Here is a 20,684-nt window from a genome sequence, read left to right on the forward strand (position 1 = left end):
GTTTCTCCGGGCTGATGCTGGCCATCGCCCCGGCGGACTTCCAGTACCACGACACCTACTTCGTGGTGGCGCACTTCCACTACGTGCTGGTGCCGGGGGCGATCTTCGGCATCTTCGCCTCGGCCTATTACTGGCTGCCGAAGTGGACCGGGCATATGTACGACGAGACCCTCGGCAAGCTGCATTTCTGGATGAGCTTCGTTGGCATGAACCTGGCGTTCTTCCCGATGCACTTTGTCGGCCTGGCCGGCATGCCGCGGCGCATCCCCGACTACAACATGATGTTCGCCAACTTCAATATGGTCTCCTCCATCGGCGCCTTTATGTTCGGCGCCACCCAGTTGCTGTTCCTGTTTATCGTCATCAAGTGCATTCGCGGCGGCAAGCCCGCAGCGGCCAAGCCTTGGGACGGTGCCGAGGGGCTGGAGTGGACGGTGCCGTCGCCAGCGCCTTATCACACCTTCACCACGCCACCTGAAGTGAAATAGGGAACCGACCGATGAGCGCAGCCCTGTCGACCCGCCGCCTGGTTATCCGCCTGTCACTGGTGGTGGTCGGCATGTTCGGCTTCGGCTTCGCTCTGGTGCCGATCTATGACGTGATGTGCCAGGCCTTCGGCATCAACGGCAAAACCGCCGGTGCCTATGAGGCTGGGCTGCAAAGCACCGATGAGTCGCGCCAGGTGCGGGTGCAGTTTCTGGCCACCAACGCCGCCGAAATGGTCTGGGAGTTCGGCCCTCAGGCGGATGAAGTGGTGGTGCATCCGGGCGATAGCACGCAGATGCTGTTTGTCGCCTACAACCCTACCGATAAGCCGATGACCGCCCAGGCGATTCCCAGCGTGGCGCCGTCCAAAGCGGCTGCCTACTTTCACAAGACCGAGTGTTTTTGCTTTACCCAGCAGGTACTGCAACCCGGTGAGCGCATCGAAATGCCGGTGCGTTTTATCGTCGATAGAGACTTACCGGCAGATGTGCGCCACCTGACCCTGGCCTACACCTTGTTTGATATCACCGCGCGCAAACCGGCGGTGGCACAAGCAACCCTTACCCGGGCGACTCCATAAGGAGAACAATAAATGTCGAGTCACGAAAGTCACGAAAGTCACGAAAGTCACGAAAGCTATTACGTCCCGGCCCAGAGCAAATGGCCGATCATCGCCACCCTGGGCATGCTGTTTTCGGTGTACGGCGTGGGTACCTGGTTCAACGATATGAAGGCCGAGCGCGCCGACTCCAACGGCCCGCTGATCTTCTTTATCGGCGGCCTGTTTCTCGCTTATATGCTGTTCGGCTGGTTCGGCAATGTGATCAAGGAAAGCCGCTCCGGCATGTACAGCCCGCAGATGGACCGCTCGTTCCGCTGGGGCATGAGCTGGTTTATCTTCTCCGAGGTGATGTTCTTCGCCGCCTTCTTCGGCGTGCTGTTCTACGTGCGCACCTGGGCCGGTCCCTGGCTCGGTGGGGAAGGCGACAAGGGCATCGCCAATATGCTCTGGCCAGGTTTCGAGTACAGCTGGCCGCTGCTCAACACGCCTGATCCAAAACTCTACCCGGCACCCAGTGGCACCATCAGCGCCTGGGGCCTGCCGCTGATCAATACCATACTGCTGGTCAGCTCCAGCTTTACCCTGACCTTCGCCCACCACGCGCTGCGCAAGAACCACCGCAAACCGCTGACCCTGTGGCTGGCACTGACGGTGATTCTCGGCATCGCCTTTCTGGTGCTGCAGGTCGAGGAATATATCCACGCCTACACCGAGCTAGGCCTGACCTTGGGCTCGGGCATCTACGGCGCCACCTTCTTTATGCTCACCGGCTTTCACGGCGCCCACGTGACCCTGGGGGCGCTGATGCTGAGCATCATGCTGATTCGGGTGATTCGCGGGCATTTCAGCCCCGAGCAGCATTTCGGCTTCGAGGCGGCGGCCTGGTATTGGCACTTCGTCGATGTGGTGTGGATCGGCTTGTTCGTCTTCGTCTATGTGCTGTAACGAGACTTACCAGGTGACATGCGGAACCAGTTGGCCACTGTAAAAGCCCCAGGCAATAAGGGCGACGGTCAAGGCGGTAAGGGTCACGCGCACAGTCAGCGCGTTAACCACCCGGGAGGTTTTACCTTCGTCCTTGACCAGAAAAAACAGGCCACTGAATAGGCTGATCAGGGTAGCCAGTAGTAGCAGGACGATCGCGGCCTTGAGCATGCGTGACTCCCATGTGGAACTTCGGGGGAAGGGAAATGTGCAACAGTTGCAGTATAGCCAGCTTGCTCGGGGCTTTAGGGAGGTCGCGATGAGCGCCTTCCGTCCTGGCTGGCTACCCAGCGTACTGGTGCTGCTGTTGTTTCCCTGCCTGATCGTCCTGGGCTTCTGGCAACTGGCACGGGCCGAAGAAAAGCGCGAGCTGTTGGCCGCACATCAGGCCCAGCAGCAAGCCGCGCCGATCCGCATCGATGAGCTGGAGCAACATCCTGACCCAGCATACAAACGCGTGCAGTTGCAGGGCTTCTTCGACGCGCGACATACCCTGCTGCTGGACAATCGCACCCGCGACGGCAAGGTCGGCGTGGAAGTACTGCAGCCCTTCTATGACCAAGCCAGCGGTCTCTGGCTGTTGCTCAATCGCGGCTGGCTGCCCTGGCCGGACCGCCGGATTACCCCGACTTTCGCCACCCCAGACACACCATTGCGCCTGCAGGCCACGATCTATGTGCCGCTGGGCGAACCCCTGCAGTTGCAGACGCAGCAGCCGGCCCCGGGTTGGCCGCAGCTGGTCAGCCAGATCAAGCCGGATGCCCTGTGGCAGCAACTGGGGCGCGGCGGGCTGAGCTATGAAGTACGCCTCGAGCCGGGCCCGGCGTCATTTCAGAGCGATTGGCCGGTGATTGCCATGAGCCCGGACAAACACCTCGGCTATGCCGTGCAATGGTTCGCCCTGGCGGCGGCCTTGCTCGGCCTGTTTATCTATCTCGGTCTATCTAACGCGCGGGAGACTCGCCATGCACCCAGCCACCGCTCTGCCTGACGCCTTACCTGACGTGTCGCCCAACCAGCGTCGCCGTGGGCGGCTGCAACTGATCCTGATTCTGGCCGTGGTGATTGGCCCGATGATCCTCGCCAGTGCCATGTACCAGTGGCGCTTCTGGGTGCCGGAAACTCGCAGTTACCACGGCGAACTGATTGGCACCGGACAAACCCGCACCGACCTGGGCGTGGTCGGTGCCGATGAGCAGCGCTGGCAACTGCTGGTGACCGTGCCGGATGTCTGCGATGCCGCCTGCAAGGAACTGGTATTTCTCGCCCGCCAGGTGCACATCGGCCTCAACCGCGATGTCGGCCGTGCGGCCCATGGCCTGGCCACTGCCCAACCCATCGCCGGCGACTATGACGCCCAGCTGCACCGCGAATACCCGCAACTGGCGCGCTATCAGCTGCAGCTGGAGGCCTATGGCAAGACCGCCGGTAAGGCCTCCGGCGCGCAACTGTGGATAGTCGACCCCCACGGCAATCTGGTGCTGCGCTATGACGCCAGCAGCAAGGGCAAGGCGATTCTCAATGATCTGCGGCATCTGCTGAAAATCTCCCAGATTGGTTAATGCTGCCCACGGCTAAGGACTGATGATGAGCAAGCCCGGTTACCGTTTTGCCCTGTTTGCCACTGTGTTGGCGGTCGTGGTGGTGCTGCTCGGTGCCTATACCCGCTTGACCCACGCCGGCCTGGGTTGCCCGGACTGGCCCGGCTGCTACGGCTTTATCGGCGTGCCGATGAGCGAGCACAAACAGAGCCTGGCCGAGGCGCGTTTCCCCGAGGCACCGGTGGAGGTGGCCAAGGGCTGGTACGAGATGGTTCACCGCTACTTTGCCGGCAGCCTCGGCCTGGTGATTCTCGGCCTGGCGGTACAGGCGCTGCGCCGCCGTGGCGAGACGGATCAGCCACTCAAACTGCCGCTGTTTTTGCTGGGCCTGGTGACATTGCAGGCCGCCTTCGGCATGTGGACGGTGACCCTAAAGCTTTGGCCGCAAGTGGTGACGGCGCACCTGCTGGGCGGCTTTGCCACCCTTAGCCTGCTGTTTCTGCTGACGCTGCGGCTATCCGGCAAGGCGGCCGCCTTGGCCACTCTGCCTGCGCGGCTGCGCAGCCTGGCGGCGCTTGGTTTGCTGCTGGTTGTTGGGCAGATCGCCCTGGGTGGTTGGGTCAGCAGCAACTACGCGGCGGTGGCCTGCGTCGATCTGCCGACCTGTCATGGCCAATGGTGGCCGGCGATGGACTTCGCCAACGGCTTTCATCTCACTCAACATATCGGCCCCAACTACCTCGGTGGCCAGCTGGATAGCGACGCGCGCACCGCCATTCATATGACCCACCGCATCGGCGCGCTGCTGGTCAGCCTGGTACTGCTGCTGTTGGCTTGGCAACTCAAACGAAATGGCTTGGCGCGGTTGGCTGGGCTGCTGGTGCTGGCGCTGACGGTGCAGATCAGCCTGGGCATCAGCAACGTGGTGTTCCACCTGCCGCTGCTGGTGGCGGTGGCGCATAACCTCGGCGGCGCGGCCCTGCTGCTGACCCTGGTGCTGATCAATTATCGGCTGCGCTTGAGCTCCCGTAGCGGCCAGCTTGCCGGTGATCTGGCATTGCGGCAAAGCATCGCCAGCAAGCTGGCTCCTACAGGCCAATAACCAGAACAATCGAGGAGAGACCCTATGGCTACTCTAGTGCGCGAACAGCAAGCCCACGCCAGCTGGCGCGACTACCTTGAGCTGACCAAACCGCGGGTGGTGGTGCTGATGCTGATCACTTCCCTGGTCGGCATGTTCCTCGCCACCCGTGCCGGCGTGACTTGGCAGGTGTTGATCTTCGGCAACCTGGGTATCGGCCTGTGTGCGGGGGCGGCGGCGGCGGTCAACCATGTGGTGGACCGGCGGATCGACTCGATCATGGCCCGCACCCATAAACGGCCGGTGACGGCCGGGCGTTTGTCGCCGACTGCGGCGCTGGGCTTTGCCCTGCTTCTGGCGGTCGCCGGCATGGCCCTGCTGCTGACCTTTACCAACGAACTGGCGGCCTGGCTGACCCTGGCCTCGCTGCTCGGCTACGCGGTGCTCTACACCGGCTTTCTCAAGCGCGCCACGCCGCAGAACATCGTTATCGGCGGGCTGGCCGGCGCTGCGCCGCCGCTGCTCGGCTGGGTGGCAGTAACCGGGCATATCAGCGCCGAACCGCTGCTGCTGGTGCTGATCATCTTCGCCTGGACGCCACCGCATTTCTGGGCCCTGGCCATCCACCGCAAGGAGGAATACGCCAAGGCCGATATCCCCATGCTGCCGGTGACCCACGGTGAGCACTACACCAAGGTGCATATCCTGCTGTACACCCTGGTGATGTTCGCCGTGACCTTGTTGCCCTATGCCATCCATATGAGCGGGCTGCTCTATCTCGCCTGCGCGGTGCTGCTGGGTGGGCGCTTCCTGCACTGGGCGGTGGTGCTGTACCGTGACAGCAAACCGCATGCGGCGATCAGCACCTTCAAGTACAGCATCTGGTATCTTTTCGCGCTTTTTATCGCCTTGCTGGTCGACCACTATCTGATCATGTAGAAGCTACTGCGCTCGGTTCTGCTGCGTTGAAATCAGCCTCGGAATGCTCATGTACAACTCGTACACTGCGCTTCCTCGGCTCACTTCGCCTTGCATAACCGTCGCTCGCGACGCTTCTAAATGACCAGACTCTGCCGTTAAACCTGTAATCGTTGGTGCCATGAGCCGAACCCAGATCACCGTTTTTGTTCTCGTTGCCATCGTCGCCCTGGTGCTGGGCCTGACCGTCAACAAGGTGCTGACCAGCAAGGGCCAGGGTGATCCGACCGTGCTGCTGGATGCCGGCATCGTTCTGCTGCCACAGAGCCGCAGCCTGCCGGAGCTGAGCCTGACCAATCAGGATGGCCAGGCAGTGGCGGTGGATCAGCTTAAGAATCAGTGGAGCCTGCTGTTCTTCGGCTACACCTTCTGCCCGGACATTTGCCCAGCCACCCTCGCCCAGCTACGCCAGCTGCAGGGCCAGCTACCGCCGCAAACCCTGGCCAAGCTGCGTATCGTGCTGGTCACGGTTGACCCCAATCGCGATACGCCGGAGCAGTTGAAGAAGTACCTGGATTATTTCGACGCCGGCTTTATCGGCCTGACCGGTGAAGAAGCGGCCATCCAGAAGCTCGCCAATGGCGTCAGCATTCCGTTTATTCCGGCCGATACCAGCAAGGAAAACTACACCGTCGATCACAGCGGCAACCTGGTACTGATCGGCCCCGACGGCAAGCAGCGCGGCTTTATCCGCGCGCCGATCAACAACACCAAGCTGGCCGCGCAACTGCCCGGCCTGCTCGACCGGCCCTAAGCCGCTATTTGGCAAATAGTTGGCTGATGTCCTTGAATGCCTTGAACTCCAGGGCGTTGCCGCACGGGTCGAGCAGGAACAAGGTGGCCTGCTCGCCGACCTGGCCGGCGAAGCGCACATAGGGTTCGATCACAAATTGCGTGCCCTTGGCCTGTAGCCGCGCCGCCAGTACCTGCCAATCATCCCAGCCCAGCACCACACCGAAATGCGGTACCGGCACGTCGTGACCGTCCACCGGGTTGCTGTGCGCGGCCTCCTGATGCGCCATCTTCGGCGCCTGGTGGATCACCAGTTGGTGGCCGAAGAAGTCGAAATCCACCCAGTGGTCGCTGCTGCGGCCCTCCGCGCAGCCGAACACCTCGCCATAGAAATGTCGTGCGGCAGCCAGGTCGTAAACAGGAATAGCCAGGTGAAAGGGGGCGAGAGCCATGCTGAGATTCCTTGAAAGGGCGGTCTGCTGATTCTCAGCAACAGCGATTCTGATGAAAAGCGAATATCCTTGCTCGTAAGCACAAGCAGAATTGATCAATCGAGGCACCGATGCTGCGCGAATTGAAAACCTTTGTGGCGGTGGCGCGGCATGGCACCTTCGCGGCGGCCGGCCAGCAGGTCGGTTTGACCCAGTCGGCGGTCAGCGCGCAGATGCGTGTGCTGGAGCAGGGTCTGGGCGTGCGCCTGTTCGAGCGCAGCGGGCGTTCGGCGGTGCTCAACGTGGCCGGTCGGCATGCCTTGCCATTGGCGGAGCAGATGCTCGGGTTGTATGCGCAGATGGCCTTGCCGACCAGCGCGGCCGAGTGGCAGGGCGAGCTCAAGGTGGGGGCGATTGCCACGTTGCAGACCGGCCTGCTGCCCGAGGCCCTGCCGCGTTTTCGTGTTGCGGCCCCACGGGTCGAACTGAAGCTGGTGCCGGGGGTGTCGCTGAACCTGCTGAGCCAGATCGATGCCGGAGAGCTGGACCTGGCGCTGTTGATCAAGCCGCCCTTCGAGCTGCCCAAAGAGCTGTTGCAGATCAGCCTGGCGCGTGAGCCCTTTGTGCTAATTACTCCGCTCAACGTGGCGACGGATGATCCGTTGCAGATCCTCGTCGAGCAGCCCTTCGTGCGTTACGACCGGCGCTCGTTCGGCGGGCGGCGGGTCAACCAGTTCCTCCGCGAGCAGCGCCTGACGGTGCAGGAGGCACTGGAACTGGATGAGCTGGAGGCCATCGTGCGGATGGTCGAGTGCGGCCTCGGCGTATCGCTGATTCCGCGAGCCGGTCTGTGGCTGCAACGGCCGACGCAGTTACGGGTGATTGAGCTGGGCGAGCTAACTTTCCACCGCGAACTGGTGGCGATATTGCGCCGCGCTCAGCGTCAGCCGGCTCTGGACTGCCTGCTGGACTGTTTGCGCGAGGCCGCCTTAAACGACAAACCCCGCACGGTGCGGGGTTTGTCAGAGGGTGTAGCTAACGCGGAGTCTTAGAACGCCGGAACTACGGCGCCCTGGTACTTCTCAGCGATAAAGGCTTTCACTTCGGCGCTGTTCAGCACCTTGGCCAGTTTCTGCAGGGCGGCGTTGTCCTTGTTATCGGCACGCGCGACCAGGATGTTGACGTACGGCGAGTCGCTACCTTCGATGGCCAACGCATCCTTGGTTGGGTTGAGCTTGGCTTCCAGGGCGTAGTTGGTGTTGATCAGCGCCAGGTCGACCTGGGTCAGCACGCGCGGCAGGGTGGCCGCTTCCAGCTCACGCAGCTTGATGGCTTTCGGGTTTTCGACGATGTCTTTCGGCGTGGCGAGGATGCCCGCTTCCGGCTTGAGGGTGATGAGCCCCGCCTTTTGCAGCAGCAACAGGGCGCGGCCGCCGTTGGTGGCGTCATTCGGGATCACCACGTTGGCGCCTTGCGGCAGGTCGGCGAGGGTTTTGTGCTGGCTGGAGTAAGCGCCGAAGGGCTCGACGTGCACGCCGGCCACGCTGACCAGCTCGGTGCCACGGCTCTTGTTGAATTCATCCAGGTACGGCTGGTGCTGGAAGAAGTTGGCATCCAGGCGCTTTTCGGCAACCTGCACGTTCGGCTGCACGTAGTCGGTAAAGACCTTGATGTTCAGCTCAACGCCTTCTTTGGCCAGGGCCGGCTTAACGAACTCGAGGATTTCCGCGTGCGGTACGGCGGTGGCGGCGACGCTCAGGCTTTCGGCTTGTACGGAGAACGCGGCCAGGGCAGCGAATGCAGCGATCAGTTTTTTCATCATAAAGCTCCTTGTGGGATTGGCTTGGGGCGGCGGGTCGCCGCGCTACGTCAAACGATCTATTTACGGGAAAAGTGCACCACCAGCTTGTCGCCGACGGTTTGTAGAATCTGTACCAGCACCAGCAGCAGGATCACTGTCACCGCCATCACGTCTGGCTGATAACGCTGATAGCCATAACGCACCGCCAGATCACCGAGGCCGCCGCCGCCGATCAGGCCGCTCATGGCGGTGTAGGACACCAGGGTAATCGCGGTCACGGTGATCGCCGCGATGATGCCGGGCAGCGCCTCGGGCAACAGGGCGTTGACCACGATTTGCCGGGTGGTGGCGCCCATGGCCTGGGTCGCTTCGATAATGCCGCGATCCACTTCACGCAGCGCGGTTTCCACCAGGCGCGCGAAGAACGGCGTGGCCCCGACTACCAGCGGCGGGATGGCCCCGGCGACGCCTAGCGAGGTGCCGGTGACGATCACCGTGAAGGGGATCATCACGATCAGCAGGATCACGAATGGCACCGAGCGCAGGATATTCACCAGCAGCGACAGCAAGCCGTAAAAGGCCTTCTGTTCGAACATCTGCCGGGGGCTGGTAAGGAATAGCAGCACGCCTAAGGGAAGTCCCAAAAGCACGGTAAATAGCATGGAGCCGCCGAGCATGCTCAGGGTGTCCAGGCTGGCGTAGCCGATTTCCGCCCAATCCACGTTGGGTAGCAGGCGAGTCAGTAGGGCTTCCATTAGCGCAGCACCTCCAGATGCACGTCGGCGGCTGCGAAACGCGCCAGCGCGGCATCGAGGTCGCCGCCGGTCAGGGCCAGGGTCAGCTGGCCGTAGGGGGTGTTCTTGATGCGGTCGATGCGCCCGGCGAGGATGCTGTAATCCACCCCGGTTTCGCGGGCCACGGTGCCCAGCAACGGCGCGTAGGTGGCCTCGCCCTGGAAGGTCAGGCGCAGGATACGCCCGGCGACATGGGCGAAATCATCGCGCTGTTCGTGTTCGTCGATCTGCTCGGCTTCTTGCACGAAGCGCTTGGTGGTGGCGTGTTGCGGGTGCAGAAACACCTCGGCCACCGGGCCGGACTCGACGATCACGCCGGCATCCATCACCGCCACGCGGTCGCAGACGCGGCGGATCACGTCCATTTCGTGGGTGATCAGCACGATGGTCAGGTTCAGCTCGCGGTTGATCTCGGCCAGCAGCTGCAACACCGAGGCGGTGGTCTGCGGGTCGAGGGCGCTGGTGGCCTCGTCGCACAGCAGAATCTTCGGTTCGGTGGCCAGGGCGCGGGCGATGCCGACACGCTGTTTCTGCCCGCCAGAAAGCTGCGCCGGGTACTTGCCCGCGTGATCCTGCAGGCCGACCCGCGCCAGCAACTCAGTCACGCGGGCATTGATCGCGCTGCGCGGCAGTTCGCCGGCCAGCTTCAACGGCAGGGCGACGTTGTCGGCCACGGTCTTGGATGACAGCAGGTTGAAGTGCTGGAAGATCATCCCGACCTGCTGACGGAAGCGGCGCAGGCCGTTGGCGTCGAGCGCGGTGACATCTTCACCGTCGATCTCGATACGCCCGCCGGAAGGCTGTTCCAGGCGGTTGATCAGGCGCAGCAGAGTACTTTTGCCGGCGCCGGAGTGACCGATGATGCCGAACACTTCGCCCCGGGCAATCTGCAGATCGCTGGGTTGCAACGCGGGGATGTCCTGACCACTGACGCGATACGCCTTGTGGACCTGGTGAAAATTGATCACGGAATAAACCTTTTGGGTTTTTCGGGCTGCCGGGTAGGCCGAAACGGCGGCTAGTCTACCCGGCGCTGTTTAGGTCGCAAAAATCTTTGTAGGCCTATGGTTATAGCTAAATTGCATTAAGTGGCTAGCTGCTCTGGGCAGTGTAGCCAGCGCTAATGCAAACGACCGGGCAAGCCCGGTCGTGGTCGCCGCGCCGCGCGGTTAACGTTGCGGGCTGAGTACCAGCTGCGGCACCTGGGCGGGCTTGATCACCTGGCTTATGCGCGGGCTGAAACTTGGGTCCAGGCGCTTGATCCGCGCCTGGAGCAGGGATGCGACCCAGGGGAAATCCTTGGCCTGGCGCACTTCGATGCGCACCGCACAATTGAACGCGAGCATATCGGCTGCGACATCGTCGAGCAGATTGCGCAGGCGCTGGTTGTCCTGATTGTCGAGCATCGGCATGCCGATCACGCTGCTGGCGGCGGCCGGATCGATCAGTCTGGCCTGGGGCTTGGCCGGCGCAACGGGTTCTACTGGCACATTGGGCAACTGGGTGGCCTGGATCGCGGCGGCCTGGCGCTCGGTGGCCATACGCAGTTGCTGGGCCTGCTGCAGACGTGCGGCTGCAGCGGCGGCAGCCTGCTCCTGAGCGGTGCGGGCCTGGGCGATGGCGCCATCCAGGCCGGTGGTCAGTGCGGGTGCTTGCGGCATCAGGCTGCGGGCACGGCTCAGGGCCTTGGTGGCGTTGTCCAAATCACCGGCCTGCAGGGCTTGCTGGCCTTGTTGCAGATGCGCTTCGGCGAGCTGGCGCTGGTATTGCTCCAGGCGCGTATCGCCGGCAGCGCGCTGCTGCAGGCTGCCGAGCTGGCTTTCTGCACCGCTCAGGTCGCCACTGGCGAGGCTCTGATCGAGCTGGCGAAAGGCGCTGGCCAGGTCATCCAGCGGCCGGTTGGCCGGTTGTGGCGCGCTTTGGCAGCCAGCCAGCAGCAGAACCAGAAGCAGGGGAAAACCACGTGAAACGAACGATTTCATAACTGTGCGTCTCGAGTTGTGCAAAAAATACGCAAGTTTACACTGCGCTCCGAAGCATCACCAACTGTTCAAGCCGTTGGCCGAGGAAGGCTCACCGTAGGGTGGGTTAGCGACGCCATGCCCCGTACCTCGAGACGCCAGCCCTTTGGCGCGTCGCGTAACCCACCAGGCGATCTGCCGTGTTGCGTCGATGGTGGGTTACGGCGCAACGGCAAATCGCACAGGCCATCCAGCTTGTAACAAGCGCCTAACCCACCCTACGAGAAGCCGTTTAACCGCAGGTTTCAGGCTGTGCGTCGCGGTAGGGCAAAGCTCAGTAAAAACAGTGCTGCCGCGCTGACCACGATGGACGGCCCGGCCGGGGTGTCTTGAAACCACGACAGGCTCAAGCCGCCGCATACGGCGACGATGCCCAGTAGGCTGGCACCGAAGGCCATCTGCTCCGGGGTGCGCGCATGGCGCTGGGCGGCGGCGGCGGGAATGATTAGCAGGGAGGTGATCAGCAGCACGCCGACGATCTTCATCGCCACGGCGATCACCACGGCGATCAGCAGCATCAGGCTCAGGCGAATCGCCGCCACCGGCAGACCTTCGACCTTGGCCAGCTCTTCATGCACGGTAATCGCCAGCAGCGGCCGCCACAGCAGGGCCAGCAGCGCCAGCACCAGGGCGCTGCCGCCGATGATCCAGGCCAGGTCGGTGGGGCCGACCGCCAGCAGATCGCCGAACAGGTAGCCCATCAGGTCAATGCGTACGTCCTGCATAAAGCTCAGCACCACCAGGCCCAGCGACAGGGTGCTGTGGGCGAGGATACCGAGCAAGGTGTCGGAGGCCAGCGGCTGACGGCTTTGCAGGGTTACCAGCAGCACCGCGAGCAGCACGCAGCCGACGGTTACCGCGAGGGTCGGGTTGACGTCGAGCATCAGGCCGAGGGCCACGCCGAGCAGCGCGGCATGCGACAGGGTGTCGCCAAAATAGGCCATGCGCCGCCATACCACAAAGGAGCCCAGCGGGCCGGCAACCAGCGCCAGTGCCAGGCCGGCGAGCAGGGCGTTGAGCAGAAAATCAGCCATGCTTGCAGCCATCTCCGTGAATATGCGGTTTTACCGGACCTTTGATGCTCAGCCCGGGCGCCGCGTCGGTAACTACAGCGCCATGCAGGTCGTGCTCATGGTCGTGGTGGTGGGTGTAGACGGCCAGGCTCTTGGCATCCTCGCCGAACAGCTCGACAAAGGCCGGGTCGAAACTGACCTGCTCCGGGTGCCCGGAACAGCAGACGTGGCGATTGAGGCAGACCACCTGATCGGTGGTGCTCATCACCAGATGCAGGTCGTGGGAGACCATCAACACGCCGCAGCCATGGCGGTCGCGCAGCTGGGTGATCAGCCGGTACAGCTCGGCCTGGCCGGCGACATCGACGCCCTGTACCGGCTCATCGAGCACCAGCAGTTCCGGCTTGCGCAACAGGGCGCGGGCCAGCAATACGCGCTGCAGCTCGCCACCGGAGATGTTTTGCAGGGGGCTGTCGATTACCTGCTCGGCGCCGACCTCGGCCAGTGCTGCCTGTACATCCGTGCGGGAAACGCCCGGCACCAGGCGCAAAAAGCGCAGCACCGAAAGCGGCAGGGTGGCATCCACGTGCAGCTTTTGCGGCATATAGCCGACGCGTAGCTTGGGCTTGCGCCAGACGCTGCCGCTGTCCGGCTTGAGCAGGCCGAGTACGGCGCGCACCAGGGTGGTCTTGCCGGCGCCGTTGGGGCCGATCAGGGTGACGATTTCCCCGGGCTTTACGCTGAGCTGCACATCCTGCAGCACGCTCTGCCCGGCAAAGGTTACGCCCACCCCGGCGAGGCGGATCAGGGCGTCGCTCATGGTTGCTCCCGGCAGCCAGCACAGAGGCCGACCACTTCCACCGTCTGGCTTTCCACGGCGAAACCGACGCCGGCCGCGCTGCTGATAATGGCGTCGCTGATCGCTGCCTGCTCCAGCTCGATAGCCGCATGGCAGCCCCGGCAGATCAGGAACTGGCCCTGGTGGACGTGTTCCGGGTGGCTGCAGCCGACAAAGGCGTTGAGTGAGGCGATGCGGTGCACCAGGCCGTTTTCCAGCAGGAAATCCAGGGCGCGGTACACCGTTGGTGGTGCGGCGCGGCGGCCGTCTGCATCGCTCAATACACCGAGAATGTCGTAGGCGCCCAGTGGCTTGTGACTGGCCCAGACCAGCTCCAGCACGCGCTTGCGCAGGGTAGTCAGGCGCAGACCCTGGCGCGTGCAGATGCTTTCCGCCTCGGCGAGAGCATGATTGACGCAACGGGAATGGTCGTGTGGGCGTGAAGCCAGCGGCGCTTGAGTCATGGGCAACGACGAATAAGGTGAGAGACGTTATTATATTACCCGTTCCTTCCCGCTTGAGTGCTTCCCGTGTTGCGTCTTTTTCCGGCTGTAAGCCTGTTGTTGATCAGTTTTTCCCTGAGTTTCGCGGCCCAGGCCCAGTCTCAAACCCAGCTGCGGGTGCTGACCAGCATCAAACCGCTGCAGCTAATTGCTGCTGCCGTGCAGGACGGCGTCGGCCAACCCGATGTGCTGCTGCCGCCGGGCGCTTCGCCGCACCATTTTGCCCTGCGCCCCTCCGATGTGCGCCACGTGCGCGAGGCCGACCTGCTGTACTGGATCGGCCCGGATCTGGAGAGCTTCCTGCCGCGCGTGCTGGCTGGCCGCGACAAGCCAAGCGTGAGCGTGCAGGATTTACCGCAGATGTCCCTGCGCCATTTTGGCGACAGTGATGCGCAACATGCCGAGCATCAGGATGATCACGCAGATCACGCAGAACACGCAGAACACGCAGAACAAGTAGACGCCGATCAGCATGACCATGCGCACCGCACTGGCAGCCTGGACGCTCACCTGTGGCTGCTGCCGGCCAATGCCCGGGTGATTGCCGACAAGATGGCGAGCGACCTGGCCCAGGTCGACCCGGCCAATGCCGCGCGTTACCTGGCCAATGCCGAGGCGTTCGGCCAGCGCCTGGATGCCCTGGACCAACGCCTGAAAGCCCGCCTGAGCGGTCTGGCCGGCAAACCCTACTTCGTCTTCCACGAAGCCTATGACTACTTCGAGGCCGCCTATGGCCTCAAGCACGCCGGCGTGTTCAGCGTGCTCGGTGAAGTGCAGCCGGGCGCCCAGCACGTCGCCGCCATGCGTGAGCGCCTGCAACAGGCTGGCCCGACTTGTGTATTCAGTGAACCGCCAGTTCGTCCGCGCCTGGCGCAAACCCTGACCGCCGGCCTGCCGGTCACCCTGGCCGAGCTGGACGCCATGGGCGGCGCCTTGCCGGTGGATGCTAAGGGCTATGAAGCCCTGCTGGAAAAGCTGGCGGACGAGCTGGCCGGGTGTCTGGAGGCGTTGTAGGTTGGGTTGAGCAGCGCAGCCCAACCTAGGCATTAGCCTTTTTAGAACGCGAACGGCAACGCCAGCTCTACCTGCTGGCGCTGCGCCAGGCGGCGCTGGAATTCGTCTGGATCGTGGATCAGCACTTCTTGGCCGGCGAAGGACTCGGCGGCGATCAGGCGTGACAGCCAGAAGCGCACGCAGGCGATGCGCAACATGGCGGGCCACAGCTCGGCTTCTGCCGCCGTGAATGGCCGCAATCCGGCGTAGGCGCCGAGCAGCGCTTGCGCGCGTTTGCTGTCCAGGCTGCCGTCTTCCTGCGAGCACCAGTCGTTTAGGGCTATCGCCAGGTCGTAGAGCATCGGCCCCGAGCAGGCGTTATAGAAGTCGATCACCCCGGCCAGGTGGTTGCCGTCGAACAGCACGTTGTCGCGGAACAGGTCGGCATGCAGATTGGCTTGTGGCAAGGCGAGGATGCGCGGCTTGAGCGTATGGATTTCCGCCAGCGCATCACGCAGCAGCGGCAATTGCTCATCCGGTAACTGCAAAGCCAGGCTTGGCCCTTCGGCGAGCATCCAGTCCAGGCCGCGGTCACTCTTGCGCGGCAGCGGCTTGTTGCGCGTGGCCAGGTGGATGCGTGCCAGCAGCGCGCCGACCTCCTGGCAGTGATGCGCATTGGCCTCGTGCACATGCTTGCCGGCCAGGCGCGGCTGTAGCAGCGCCGGTTTCTCCGCCAGGCTGCGCAGCGCCTCACCGCTGGCCGTGCGCAGGGCGTAAGGCACTGGCAGGCCGGCGTCGTGCAGCACGTCCAGCAGCTCGATAAAGAACGGCAGGTCGGCGCTCGGGCCGCGCTCGATCAGGGTCAGAACGAACTCGCCCTGCTCCAGGCTAACGAAGAAATTGCTGTTCTCGCTGCCCGCCGCAATGCCCTGGAAGTCGCGTAAACGACCCAGACCATAGGGGGCGAGAAAGTCCTCGAGCTCATGGCGCTCAAGCGGGGTAAACACCGACATTGCAGAACTGCCTTCTTACCAGCTGAAAATTTCCCAGGCCGGAATCAACATATCCGGGCTGTCCGAACGGACGAAGTTGCCATCGCTGCCATCGGCGCGTACCAGGAAGTACGGTTTGCCGCCTTTGGGAATGACCTTGACCGCGTAGAGAAAACCGTTGACCCGGTATTCATGGATGGTTTTGTCGCCGTCCTGGCGAATGGTGACATCCGGGTCCGCCGAAACCGGGTCTTCGGCGTGGGCGACCAGGGTGGTGAATGCCAGCAGGCTGGCGAGCAACAGGCGATTGAGTGCGCGCATGATAACCTTGTCCCTTTGATTCCAATGGTGCGGCCATTCTACCGCCGCCCCCGCCGAAAAGGTTGATCCTGCTCATGAGCCAAGCCCCTCTCGTTCTGGTTGACGGTTCGTCCTACCTGTACCGTGCCTTCCATGCCCTGCCGCCGCTGACCACCTCCAAGGGCCTGCCCACCGGCGCGGTGAAGGGCGTGCTGAACATGCTCAAGAGCCTGCGCAAGCAGTACCCGCAGAGCCCGTTTGCCGTGGTGTTCGACGCCAAGGGCGGGACCTTTCGCGATGAAATGTTCGCCGAATACAAGGCCAATCGTCCGTCGATGCCGGACGAGCTGCGGGTGCAGGTCGAACCTTTGCACGCCAGCGTCAAGGCCCTGGGCTATCCGCTGCTGTGCGTCGAGGGTGTCGAGGCCGATGACGTGATCGGCACCCTGGCCCGCCAATGCGCGGCCGAGGGCCGCGACGTGGTGATCTCCACCGGCGACAAGGACATGGCCCAACTGGTTTGCCCGCACGTTACCCTGGTCAACACCATGACCGGTAGCGTGTATGACATCGATGGCGTGAAAGCGAAATTCGGCGTCGGTCCTGAGCTGATCATCGATTACCTGGCGCTGATGGGCGACAAGGTCGACAACATTCCGGGTGTGCCGGGTGTGGGCGAGAAGACTGCGCTGGGCCTGCTGGTCGGCGTCGGCGGCGGCCTGGATGTGCTCTACGCCAACCTCGACAAGGTGCCGGAACTGCCAATCCGCGGCGCCAAGACCCTGCCGGCCAAGCTCGCCGAACACCGTGAGATGGCCTACCTGTCCTATGCGCTGGCGACCATCAAACTGGACGTACCGCTGAATATCGCCATCGACTCGCTGCACCCGGGTGCGATGGATGTGCCGGCCCTGGTCGAGTTGTACGCCGAGCTGGAGTTCAAGACCTGGCGCGACGAGTTGCTGCGTAGCAATCCGGCGCCTGCGGTCAAAGCTCCGGCCGCAGCGCTTGCCGATGATCTATTCGCCCTGGCACCTAGCGCCAATGCCGCCGCTGTCGCTGCACCGGCTGTTGACGCGCCTATAGTTGAAGCGCCAGTTGCCGAGCAACCCGCGCCGGCAGCCCTGGGTGATTACCAGTGCATCCTGACGCAGGAGCAGTTCGATCCATGGCTGGAGAAACTGCGCACCGCCGAGCTGATCGCTTTCGACAGCGAAACCACCGGTCTGGATGCGCAGAAGGCCCAACTGGTCGGCCTGTCCTTTGCGGTCCAGGCCGGTGAGGCGGCCTATATTCCGCTGGCGCATTCCTATATGGGCGTGCCGACTCAGCTCGATCGCGATGCGGTGCTCAAGGCACTCAAGCCGATTCTGGAAGACCCGAACAAAGCCAAGGTCGGCCAGCACGCCAAGTACGACATCAATATCCTCGCCAATGCCTCGACGCCGATCCATGTGCAGGGCGTGGCCTTCGACACCATGCTCGAATCCTATGTGCTGGACTCCACCGCCACCCGTCACGATATGGACAGCCTGGCGCTCAAGTACCTGGATCACAGCACCATCCGCTTCGAGGATATCGCCGGCAAGGGTGCCAAGCAGCTGACCTTCGACCAGATCGATCTGGCCCAGGCCGCACCCTATGCCGCCGAGGATGCCGACGTGACCCTGCGTCTGCACCAACACCTATGGGCCAAGCTCGAAGCACAGCCGAGCCTGGCCACGGTGCTGCAGGAGATCGAAATGCCGCTGGTGCCGGTGCTGGCGCGTATCGAACGCCAGGGCGCGCTGGTGGATGCCAAGCTGCTCGGCCTGCAAAGCAACGAGCTGGGTGAAAAACTGGTGGCGCTGGAGCGTCAGGCGTTCGAGATTGCCGGTGAGGAGTTCAACCTGGCCTCGCCCAAGCAGCTCGGGGTGATTCTCTACGAAAAACTCGGCCTGCCGATCATCAGCAAAACCGCCAAGGGCCAGGCCTCCACCGCCGAAGCGGTGCTCGCCGAACTGGCCGAACAGGACTTCGAGCTGCCCAAGGTGCTGATGCAGTACCGCACCCTGAGCAAGCTGAAAAGCACCTACACCGACCGCTTGCCGGAGCAGATCAACCCGCGCACCGGGCGTATCCACACCAGCTATCATCAGGCCGTGGCGGCCACCGGGCGTTTGTCGTCTACCGACCCGAACCTGCAGAACATCCCGATCCGCACCGCCGAGGGGCGGCGTATCCGCCAGGCCTTTGTCGCGCCCAAGGGCTACCAGCTGCTGGCGGCGGACTACTCGCAGATCGAGCTGCGCATCATGGCCCATCTGGCCAAGGACGAAAGCCTGCTGGATGCCTTCCGCCATGGCCGCGACGTGCACAAGGCCACGGCCGCCGAGGTGTTCGGCGTGCCACTGGATGAAGTCACGACTGATCAGCGCCGTAGCGCCAAGGCGATCAACTTCGGCCTGATCTATGGCATGAGCGCCTTTGGCCTGGCCAAGCAGATCGGCTGCGACCGCAAGCAGGCGCAGGCCTATATCGATGTGTACTTCGCCCGCTACCCCGGTGTGCTGGCCTATATGGAGCGCACCCGCGCGCAGGCCGCCGAGCAGGGGTTTGTCGAAACCCTGTTCGGCCGTCGCCTGTACCTGCCGGATATTCATGCGAAGAACCAGGCACTGCGCAAAGGCGCCGAGCGCACGGCGATCAACGCGCCGATGCAGGGCACTGCCGCGGACATCATCAAACGCGCGATGGTGGCGGTGGACAACTGGCTGAGCCAATCCGCCCTAGATGCCAAGGTCATCCTGCAGGTGCACGATGAGCTGGTGCTGGAGGTGCGTGAGGATCTGGTCGAGCAGGTGCGCGAGCAGATCAAGCCGTTGATGGGCAACGCCGCTGCGTTGGCCGTACCGCTGCTGGTTGAGGTAGGGGTGGGCAATAACTGGGATGAAGCCCATTGATCCGCAGCGCGTAACTTGGCTGCAGCGCCCGAATGGCGGGCGCTAACGGCGCATAAGTATCAATACGGGTCTGTTTATAACTAATTAATTACGCCACGATCCTGAACTTTGCTTTGGCTTGGCCACTCAGAGTTTATGAATGGCCTAGACAGCCATTCGATGCTCCTTTGTTGTGTTAAGTGTTGGCAGATTCTGGACCCCGCCCTAGCGGTTCAGATGTTGAACCCCGAAACTTCCCTCCCCCATAAGAAGTTTCGGGGTTTTTTTATGTTCAACACATCCGTGTGCTTCAGCCCTTCGGGGCTTACGCGCAAAAACGCTCCTGGCGTTTTTGTGGCTTGCCATCCATGGCAGCCTTGATTCAGGCGTCGACTGCCTCGTCATCCGGCAGGGCAAACTCGCCCAACTGCATCCATTGAGCCAGCACTTCCTGAGCGTCTTCGATGCCAATGCGCTTGGGCGCGGAGAACAGCTGAATGCTCACGCGGTCGCCCCAGCGCTGCTGAATATCCTGACGCACCTTGAGCAGCGTGGTTTTCGCCGCGCCAAAGGCCAGCTTGTCGGCCTTGGTCAGGAGGATGTGCATGGGCATTTCGCTGGCGGCTGACCAATCCAGCATGAGGATATCGAACTCGGTCAGCGGCTTGCGGATGTCCATCATCAGCATCAGGCCGCGCAGGCACTCACGGCTGCCGAGGTAGGCTTCCAGGTGCTTTTGCCAGTGCAGTTTCAGCGGGATCGGCACTTTGGCGTAGCCGTAACCCGGCAAGTCGACCAGGCGGCGCTCGTCGTCCAGTTTGAAGAAGTTGAGCAGCTGGGTCCGCCCCGGCGTCTTCGAGGTGCGAGCCAGGCTGGCGTGGGTCAGGGTGTTCAGCGCGCTGGATTTACCGGCGTTGGAGCGCCCGGCAAAGGCCACTTCATGACCGAAATCTTCCGGGCACTGGTCCACTTTGGCCGCGCTGATAAGGAAAGTAGCCTGTTGGCACAGGCCGATAATGGGGTTCTTGGCTTGCATCTGGGTATCCGTGAGGGCGAGCGTAGAGTGGCGTTACAGGCGCGATGCCCTTGCGACATTTGCGCGCAGCCTGCCTGTTGGCGCATAGCGCGGCAAGCTGCGTCGTTTCCGTTTCAATGACGCCAGTATATAATGGCGCAGATTTTGTGTGCGCTTTCTCCCGCGGTTGGATAAGTGTTCACGGGAACGATTTAGATCATCTGCCCCTAGAAAGCAGTACGTTCCCCTCCCTGATGAGGTTGATCTGATGAAAAACTTGCTGATTGCAGCCAGTGTATTGATGCTGTCCCTGAGTGCTCAGGCTGCACAGGACCCGGAAGCCGTTTACGCCCGTGCGTGCGGTGTGTGTCATAGCGGCGCCATCCCAACCGCGCCGAAGCGTGGTGATAAAGCTGCCTGGGAGCCGCGTTTGGCCAAAGGTATGGATGCGCTGGTGCTGAGCGTGACCAATGGCCTGGGGGCTATGCCGCCACGTGGGTTGTGCATGGACTGCTCGGCCGAGGATTACCAAGCCGTCATCAAGTTGATGACCGAGTAAGCCCGGCTTATAAACTCTTTCTCTTAGCCGTAAATTGGATTAGCTGATGAACAAAGTACTCGTGAGTCTGCTGTTGACCCTGGGCATCACCGGCCTGGCACATGCCGCAGGCAATGCTGAAGCCGGTCAGGGTAAGGTT

The 20,684-nt window shown here is 62.7% G+C and carries 24 protein-coding genes and 1 pseudogene; 13 read left to right on the forward strand and 12 right to left on the reverse strand.

Annotated features, from left to right (window positions below; translation table 11 throughout):
- From WA145_RS10140 to WA145_RS10150, 3 genes are all read left to right on the forward strand, one after another.
- On the forward strand, positions 1 to 488 hold a 488-nt coding region (locus tag WA145_RS10140), incomplete at its 5' end, for a cbb3-type cytochrome c oxidase subunit I (protein ID WP_422581462.1).
- 11 nt (positions 489 to 499) lie between these two features.
- Positions 500 to 1,066, forward strand: a complete 567-nt coding sequence (locus WA145_RS10145; RefSeq protein WP_422581463.1) for a cytochrome c oxidase assembly protein — start codon at positions 500 to 502, stop codon at positions 1,064 to 1,066.
- Between the two features lie 12 nt (positions 1,067 to 1,078).
- The gene (locus WA145_RS10150; RefSeq protein WP_422581464.1) at positions 1,079 to 1,993 is read left to right on the forward strand and encodes a cytochrome c oxidase subunit 3; all 915 of its coding nucleotides are present in this window, start codon (positions 1,079 to 1,081) and stop codon (positions 1,991 to 1,993) included.
- A gap of 6 nt (positions 1,994 to 1,999) precedes the next feature.
- Here the strand turns inward: WA145_RS10150 and WA145_RS10155 are convergent, their stop codons facing one another.
- Positions 2,000 to 2,203, reverse strand: a complete 204-nt coding sequence (locus tag WA145_RS10155; protein ID WP_422581465.1) for a twin transmembrane helix small protein — start codon at positions 2,201 to 2,203, stop codon at positions 2,000 to 2,002.
- Positions 2,204 to 2,291: 88 nt separating this feature from the next.
- On the opposite strand from WA145_RS10155, the gene WA145_RS10160 reads away from it, so the two are divergent.
- The 5 genes from WA145_RS10160 (at position 2,292) to WA145_RS10180 (ending at position 6,386) form a co-directional block, all read left to right on the forward strand.
- Positions 2,292 to 3,023, forward strand: coding sequence for an SURF1 family protein (locus WA145_RS10160; RefSeq protein WP_422581466.1), 732 nt, complete (start codon positions 2,292 to 2,294; stop codon positions 3,021 to 3,023).
- Positions 2,998 to 3,594 carry a hypothetical protein gene (locus WA145_RS10165; protein ID WP_422581467.1) on the forward strand — a complete coding sequence of 199 codons (597 nt, stop codon included), beginning with the start codon at positions 2,998 to 3,000 and terminating at the stop codon, positions 3,592 to 3,594. The genes WA145_RS10160 and WA145_RS10165 overlap by 26 nt, the downstream gene beginning before the upstream one ends.
- A gap of 25 nt (positions 3,595 to 3,619) precedes the next feature.
- On the forward strand, positions 3,620 to 4,675 hold the full coding sequence (locus tag WA145_RS10170) for a COX15/CtaA family protein (protein ID WP_422581468.1): 1,056 nt from the start codon (positions 3,620 to 3,622) through the stop codon (positions 4,673 to 4,675).
- Positions 4,676 to 4,699: 24 nt separating this feature from the next.
- The gene (gene cyoE / locus WA145_RS10175; protein WP_422581469.1) at positions 4,700 to 5,593 is read left to right on the forward strand and encodes a heme o synthase; all 894 of its coding nucleotides are present in this window, start codon (positions 4,700 to 4,702) and stop codon (positions 5,591 to 5,593) included.
- A 160-nt stretch (positions 5,594 to 5,753) separates the two neighbouring features.
- Entirely contained in the window at positions 5,754 to 6,386 is a 633-nt protein-coding gene (locus WA145_RS10180) for an SCO family protein (protein ID WP_422581470.1), read from the forward strand.
- Positions 6,387 to 6,390: 4 nt separating this feature from the next.
- Here WA145_RS10180 and WA145_RS10185 read toward each other — a convergent pair whose 3' ends face one another.
- Positions 6,391 to 6,816 (reverse strand): VOC family protein, encoded by a 426-nt coding sequence (locus WA145_RS10185; protein WP_422581471.1) that lies wholly within the window; start codon positions 6,814 to 6,816, stop codon positions 6,391 to 6,393.
- A gap of 110 nt (positions 6,817 to 6,926) precedes the next feature.
- On the opposite strand from WA145_RS10185, the gene WA145_RS10190 reads away from it, so the two are divergent.
- The gene (locus WA145_RS10190) at positions 6,927 to 7,847 is read left to right on the forward strand and encodes a LysR substrate-binding domain-containing protein (RefSeq protein ID WP_422581472.1); all 921 of its coding nucleotides are present in this window, start codon (positions 6,927 to 6,929) and stop codon (positions 7,845 to 7,847) included.
- Here the strand turns inward: WA145_RS10190 and WA145_RS10195 are convergent.
- The 7 genes from WA145_RS10195 to WA145_RS10225 all read right to left on the reverse strand — a co-directional run bounded on the left by WA145_RS10195 (position 7,844) and on the right by WA145_RS10225 (position 13,726).
- Positions 7,844 to 8,614 carry a MetQ/NlpA family ABC transporter substrate-binding protein gene (locus WA145_RS10195; RefSeq protein WP_422581473.1) on the reverse strand — a complete coding sequence of 257 codons (771 nt, stop codon included), beginning with the start codon at positions 8,612 to 8,614 and terminating at the stop codon, positions 7,844 to 7,846. The two genes, WA145_RS10190 and WA145_RS10195, sit on opposite strands and share 4 nt — an antisense overlap.
- 59 nt (positions 8,615 to 8,673) lie before the next feature.
- Positions 8,674 to 9,351 carry a methionine ABC transporter permease gene (locus WA145_RS10200; RefSeq protein ID WP_422581474.1) on the reverse strand — a complete coding sequence of 226 codons (678 nt, stop codon included), beginning with the start codon at positions 9,349 to 9,351 and terminating at the stop codon, positions 8,674 to 8,676.
- Positions 9,351 to 10,358 carry a methionine ABC transporter ATP-binding protein gene (locus WA145_RS10205; RefSeq protein ID WP_422581475.1) on the reverse strand — a complete coding sequence of 336 codons (1,008 nt, stop codon included), beginning with the start codon at positions 10,356 to 10,358 and terminating at the stop codon, positions 9,351 to 9,353. The genes WA145_RS10200 and WA145_RS10205 overlap by 1 nt, the downstream gene beginning before the upstream one ends.
- A gap of 201 nt (positions 10,359 to 10,559) precedes the next feature.
- Positions 10,560 to 11,372, reverse strand: a complete 813-nt coding sequence (locus WA145_RS10210) for a PA5502 family lipoprotein (protein WP_422581476.1) — start codon at positions 11,370 to 11,372, stop codon at positions 10,560 to 10,562.
- Positions 11,373 to 11,656: 284 nt separating this feature from the next.
- On the reverse strand, positions 11,657 to 12,445 hold the full coding sequence (znuB, locus tag WA145_RS10215) for a zinc ABC transporter permease subunit ZnuB (RefSeq protein WP_422581477.1): 789 nt from the start codon (positions 12,443 to 12,445) through the stop codon (positions 11,657 to 11,659).
- Positions 12,438 to 13,244, reverse strand: coding sequence for a zinc ABC transporter ATP-binding protein ZnuC (znuC, locus tag WA145_RS10220; protein ID WP_422581478.1), 807 nt, complete (start codon positions 13,242 to 13,244; stop codon positions 12,438 to 12,440). Before znuC ends, znuB begins: the two co-directional genes overlap by 8 nt.
- Complete coding sequence (locus tag WA145_RS10225; protein ID WP_422581479.1) at positions 13,241 to 13,726, reverse strand: Fur family transcriptional regulator; 486 nt, start codon at positions 13,724 to 13,726, stop codon at positions 13,241 to 13,243. Before WA145_RS10225 ends, znuC begins: the two co-directional genes overlap by 4 nt.
- Before the next feature lie 93 nt (positions 13,727 to 13,819).
- On the opposite strand from WA145_RS10225, the gene znuA reads away from it, so the two are divergent.
- Complete coding sequence (gene znuA / locus WA145_RS10230; protein ID WP_422581484.1) at positions 13,820 to 14,779, forward strand: zinc ABC transporter substrate-binding protein ZnuA; 960 nt, start codon at positions 13,820 to 13,822, stop codon at positions 14,777 to 14,779.
- 41 nt (positions 14,780 to 14,820) lie between these two features.
- On the opposite strand, the gene WA145_RS10235 is transcribed toward znuA, so the two are convergent.
- Positions 14,821 to 15,771: a homoserine kinase gene (locus WA145_RS10235; protein WP_422581480.1), complete on the reverse strand. Its 951-nt coding sequence runs from the start codon at positions 15,769 to 15,771 to the stop codon at positions 14,821 to 14,823.
- A gap of 15 nt (positions 15,772 to 15,786) precedes the next feature.
- Positions 15,787 to 16,071 carry a DUF2782 domain-containing protein gene (locus WA145_RS10240; protein ID WP_275959918.1) on the reverse strand — a complete coding sequence of 95 codons (285 nt, stop codon included), beginning with the start codon at positions 16,069 to 16,071 and terminating at the stop codon, positions 15,787 to 15,789.
- 74 nt (positions 16,072 to 16,145) lie between these two features.
- Between WA145_RS10240 and polA the strand changes: the two genes are divergently transcribed.
- A complete protein-coding gene (polA, locus tag WA145_RS10245; RefSeq protein ID WP_422581481.1) occupies positions 16,146 to 18,992 on the forward strand; it encodes a DNA polymerase I in 2,847 nt (948 codons plus the stop codon).
- A 361-nt stretch (positions 18,993 to 19,353) separates the two neighbouring features.
- Here the strand turns inward: polA and yihA are convergent, their stop codons facing one another.
- Positions 19,354 to 20,007 carry a ribosome biogenesis GTP-binding protein YihA/YsxC gene (yihA, locus tag WA145_RS10250; protein WP_422581482.1) on the reverse strand — a complete coding sequence of 218 codons (654 nt, stop codon included), beginning with the start codon at positions 20,005 to 20,007 and terminating at the stop codon, positions 19,354 to 19,356.
- Between the two features lie 247 nt (positions 20,008 to 20,254).
- Between yihA and WA145_RS10255 the strand changes: the two genes are divergently transcribed.
- Both WA145_RS10255 and WA145_RS10260 read left to right on the forward strand, forming a co-directional pair.
- Positions 20,255 to 20,545, forward strand: coding sequence for a c-type cytochrome (locus WA145_RS10255; RefSeq protein ID WP_422581483.1), 291 nt, complete (start codon positions 20,255 to 20,257; stop codon positions 20,543 to 20,545).
- A gap of 46 nt (positions 20,546 to 20,591) precedes the next feature.
- Positions 20,592 to 20,684 (forward strand): annotated as a pseudogene (locus tag WA145_RS10260) (cytochrome c4); the annotation flags it as partial.

Origin of the sequence: Pseudomonas sp. (genome assembly GCF_049301935.1) — a bacterium.
Lineage (GTDB): Bacteria > Pseudomonadota > Gammaproteobacteria > Pseudomonadales > Pseudomonadaceae > Aquipseudomonas.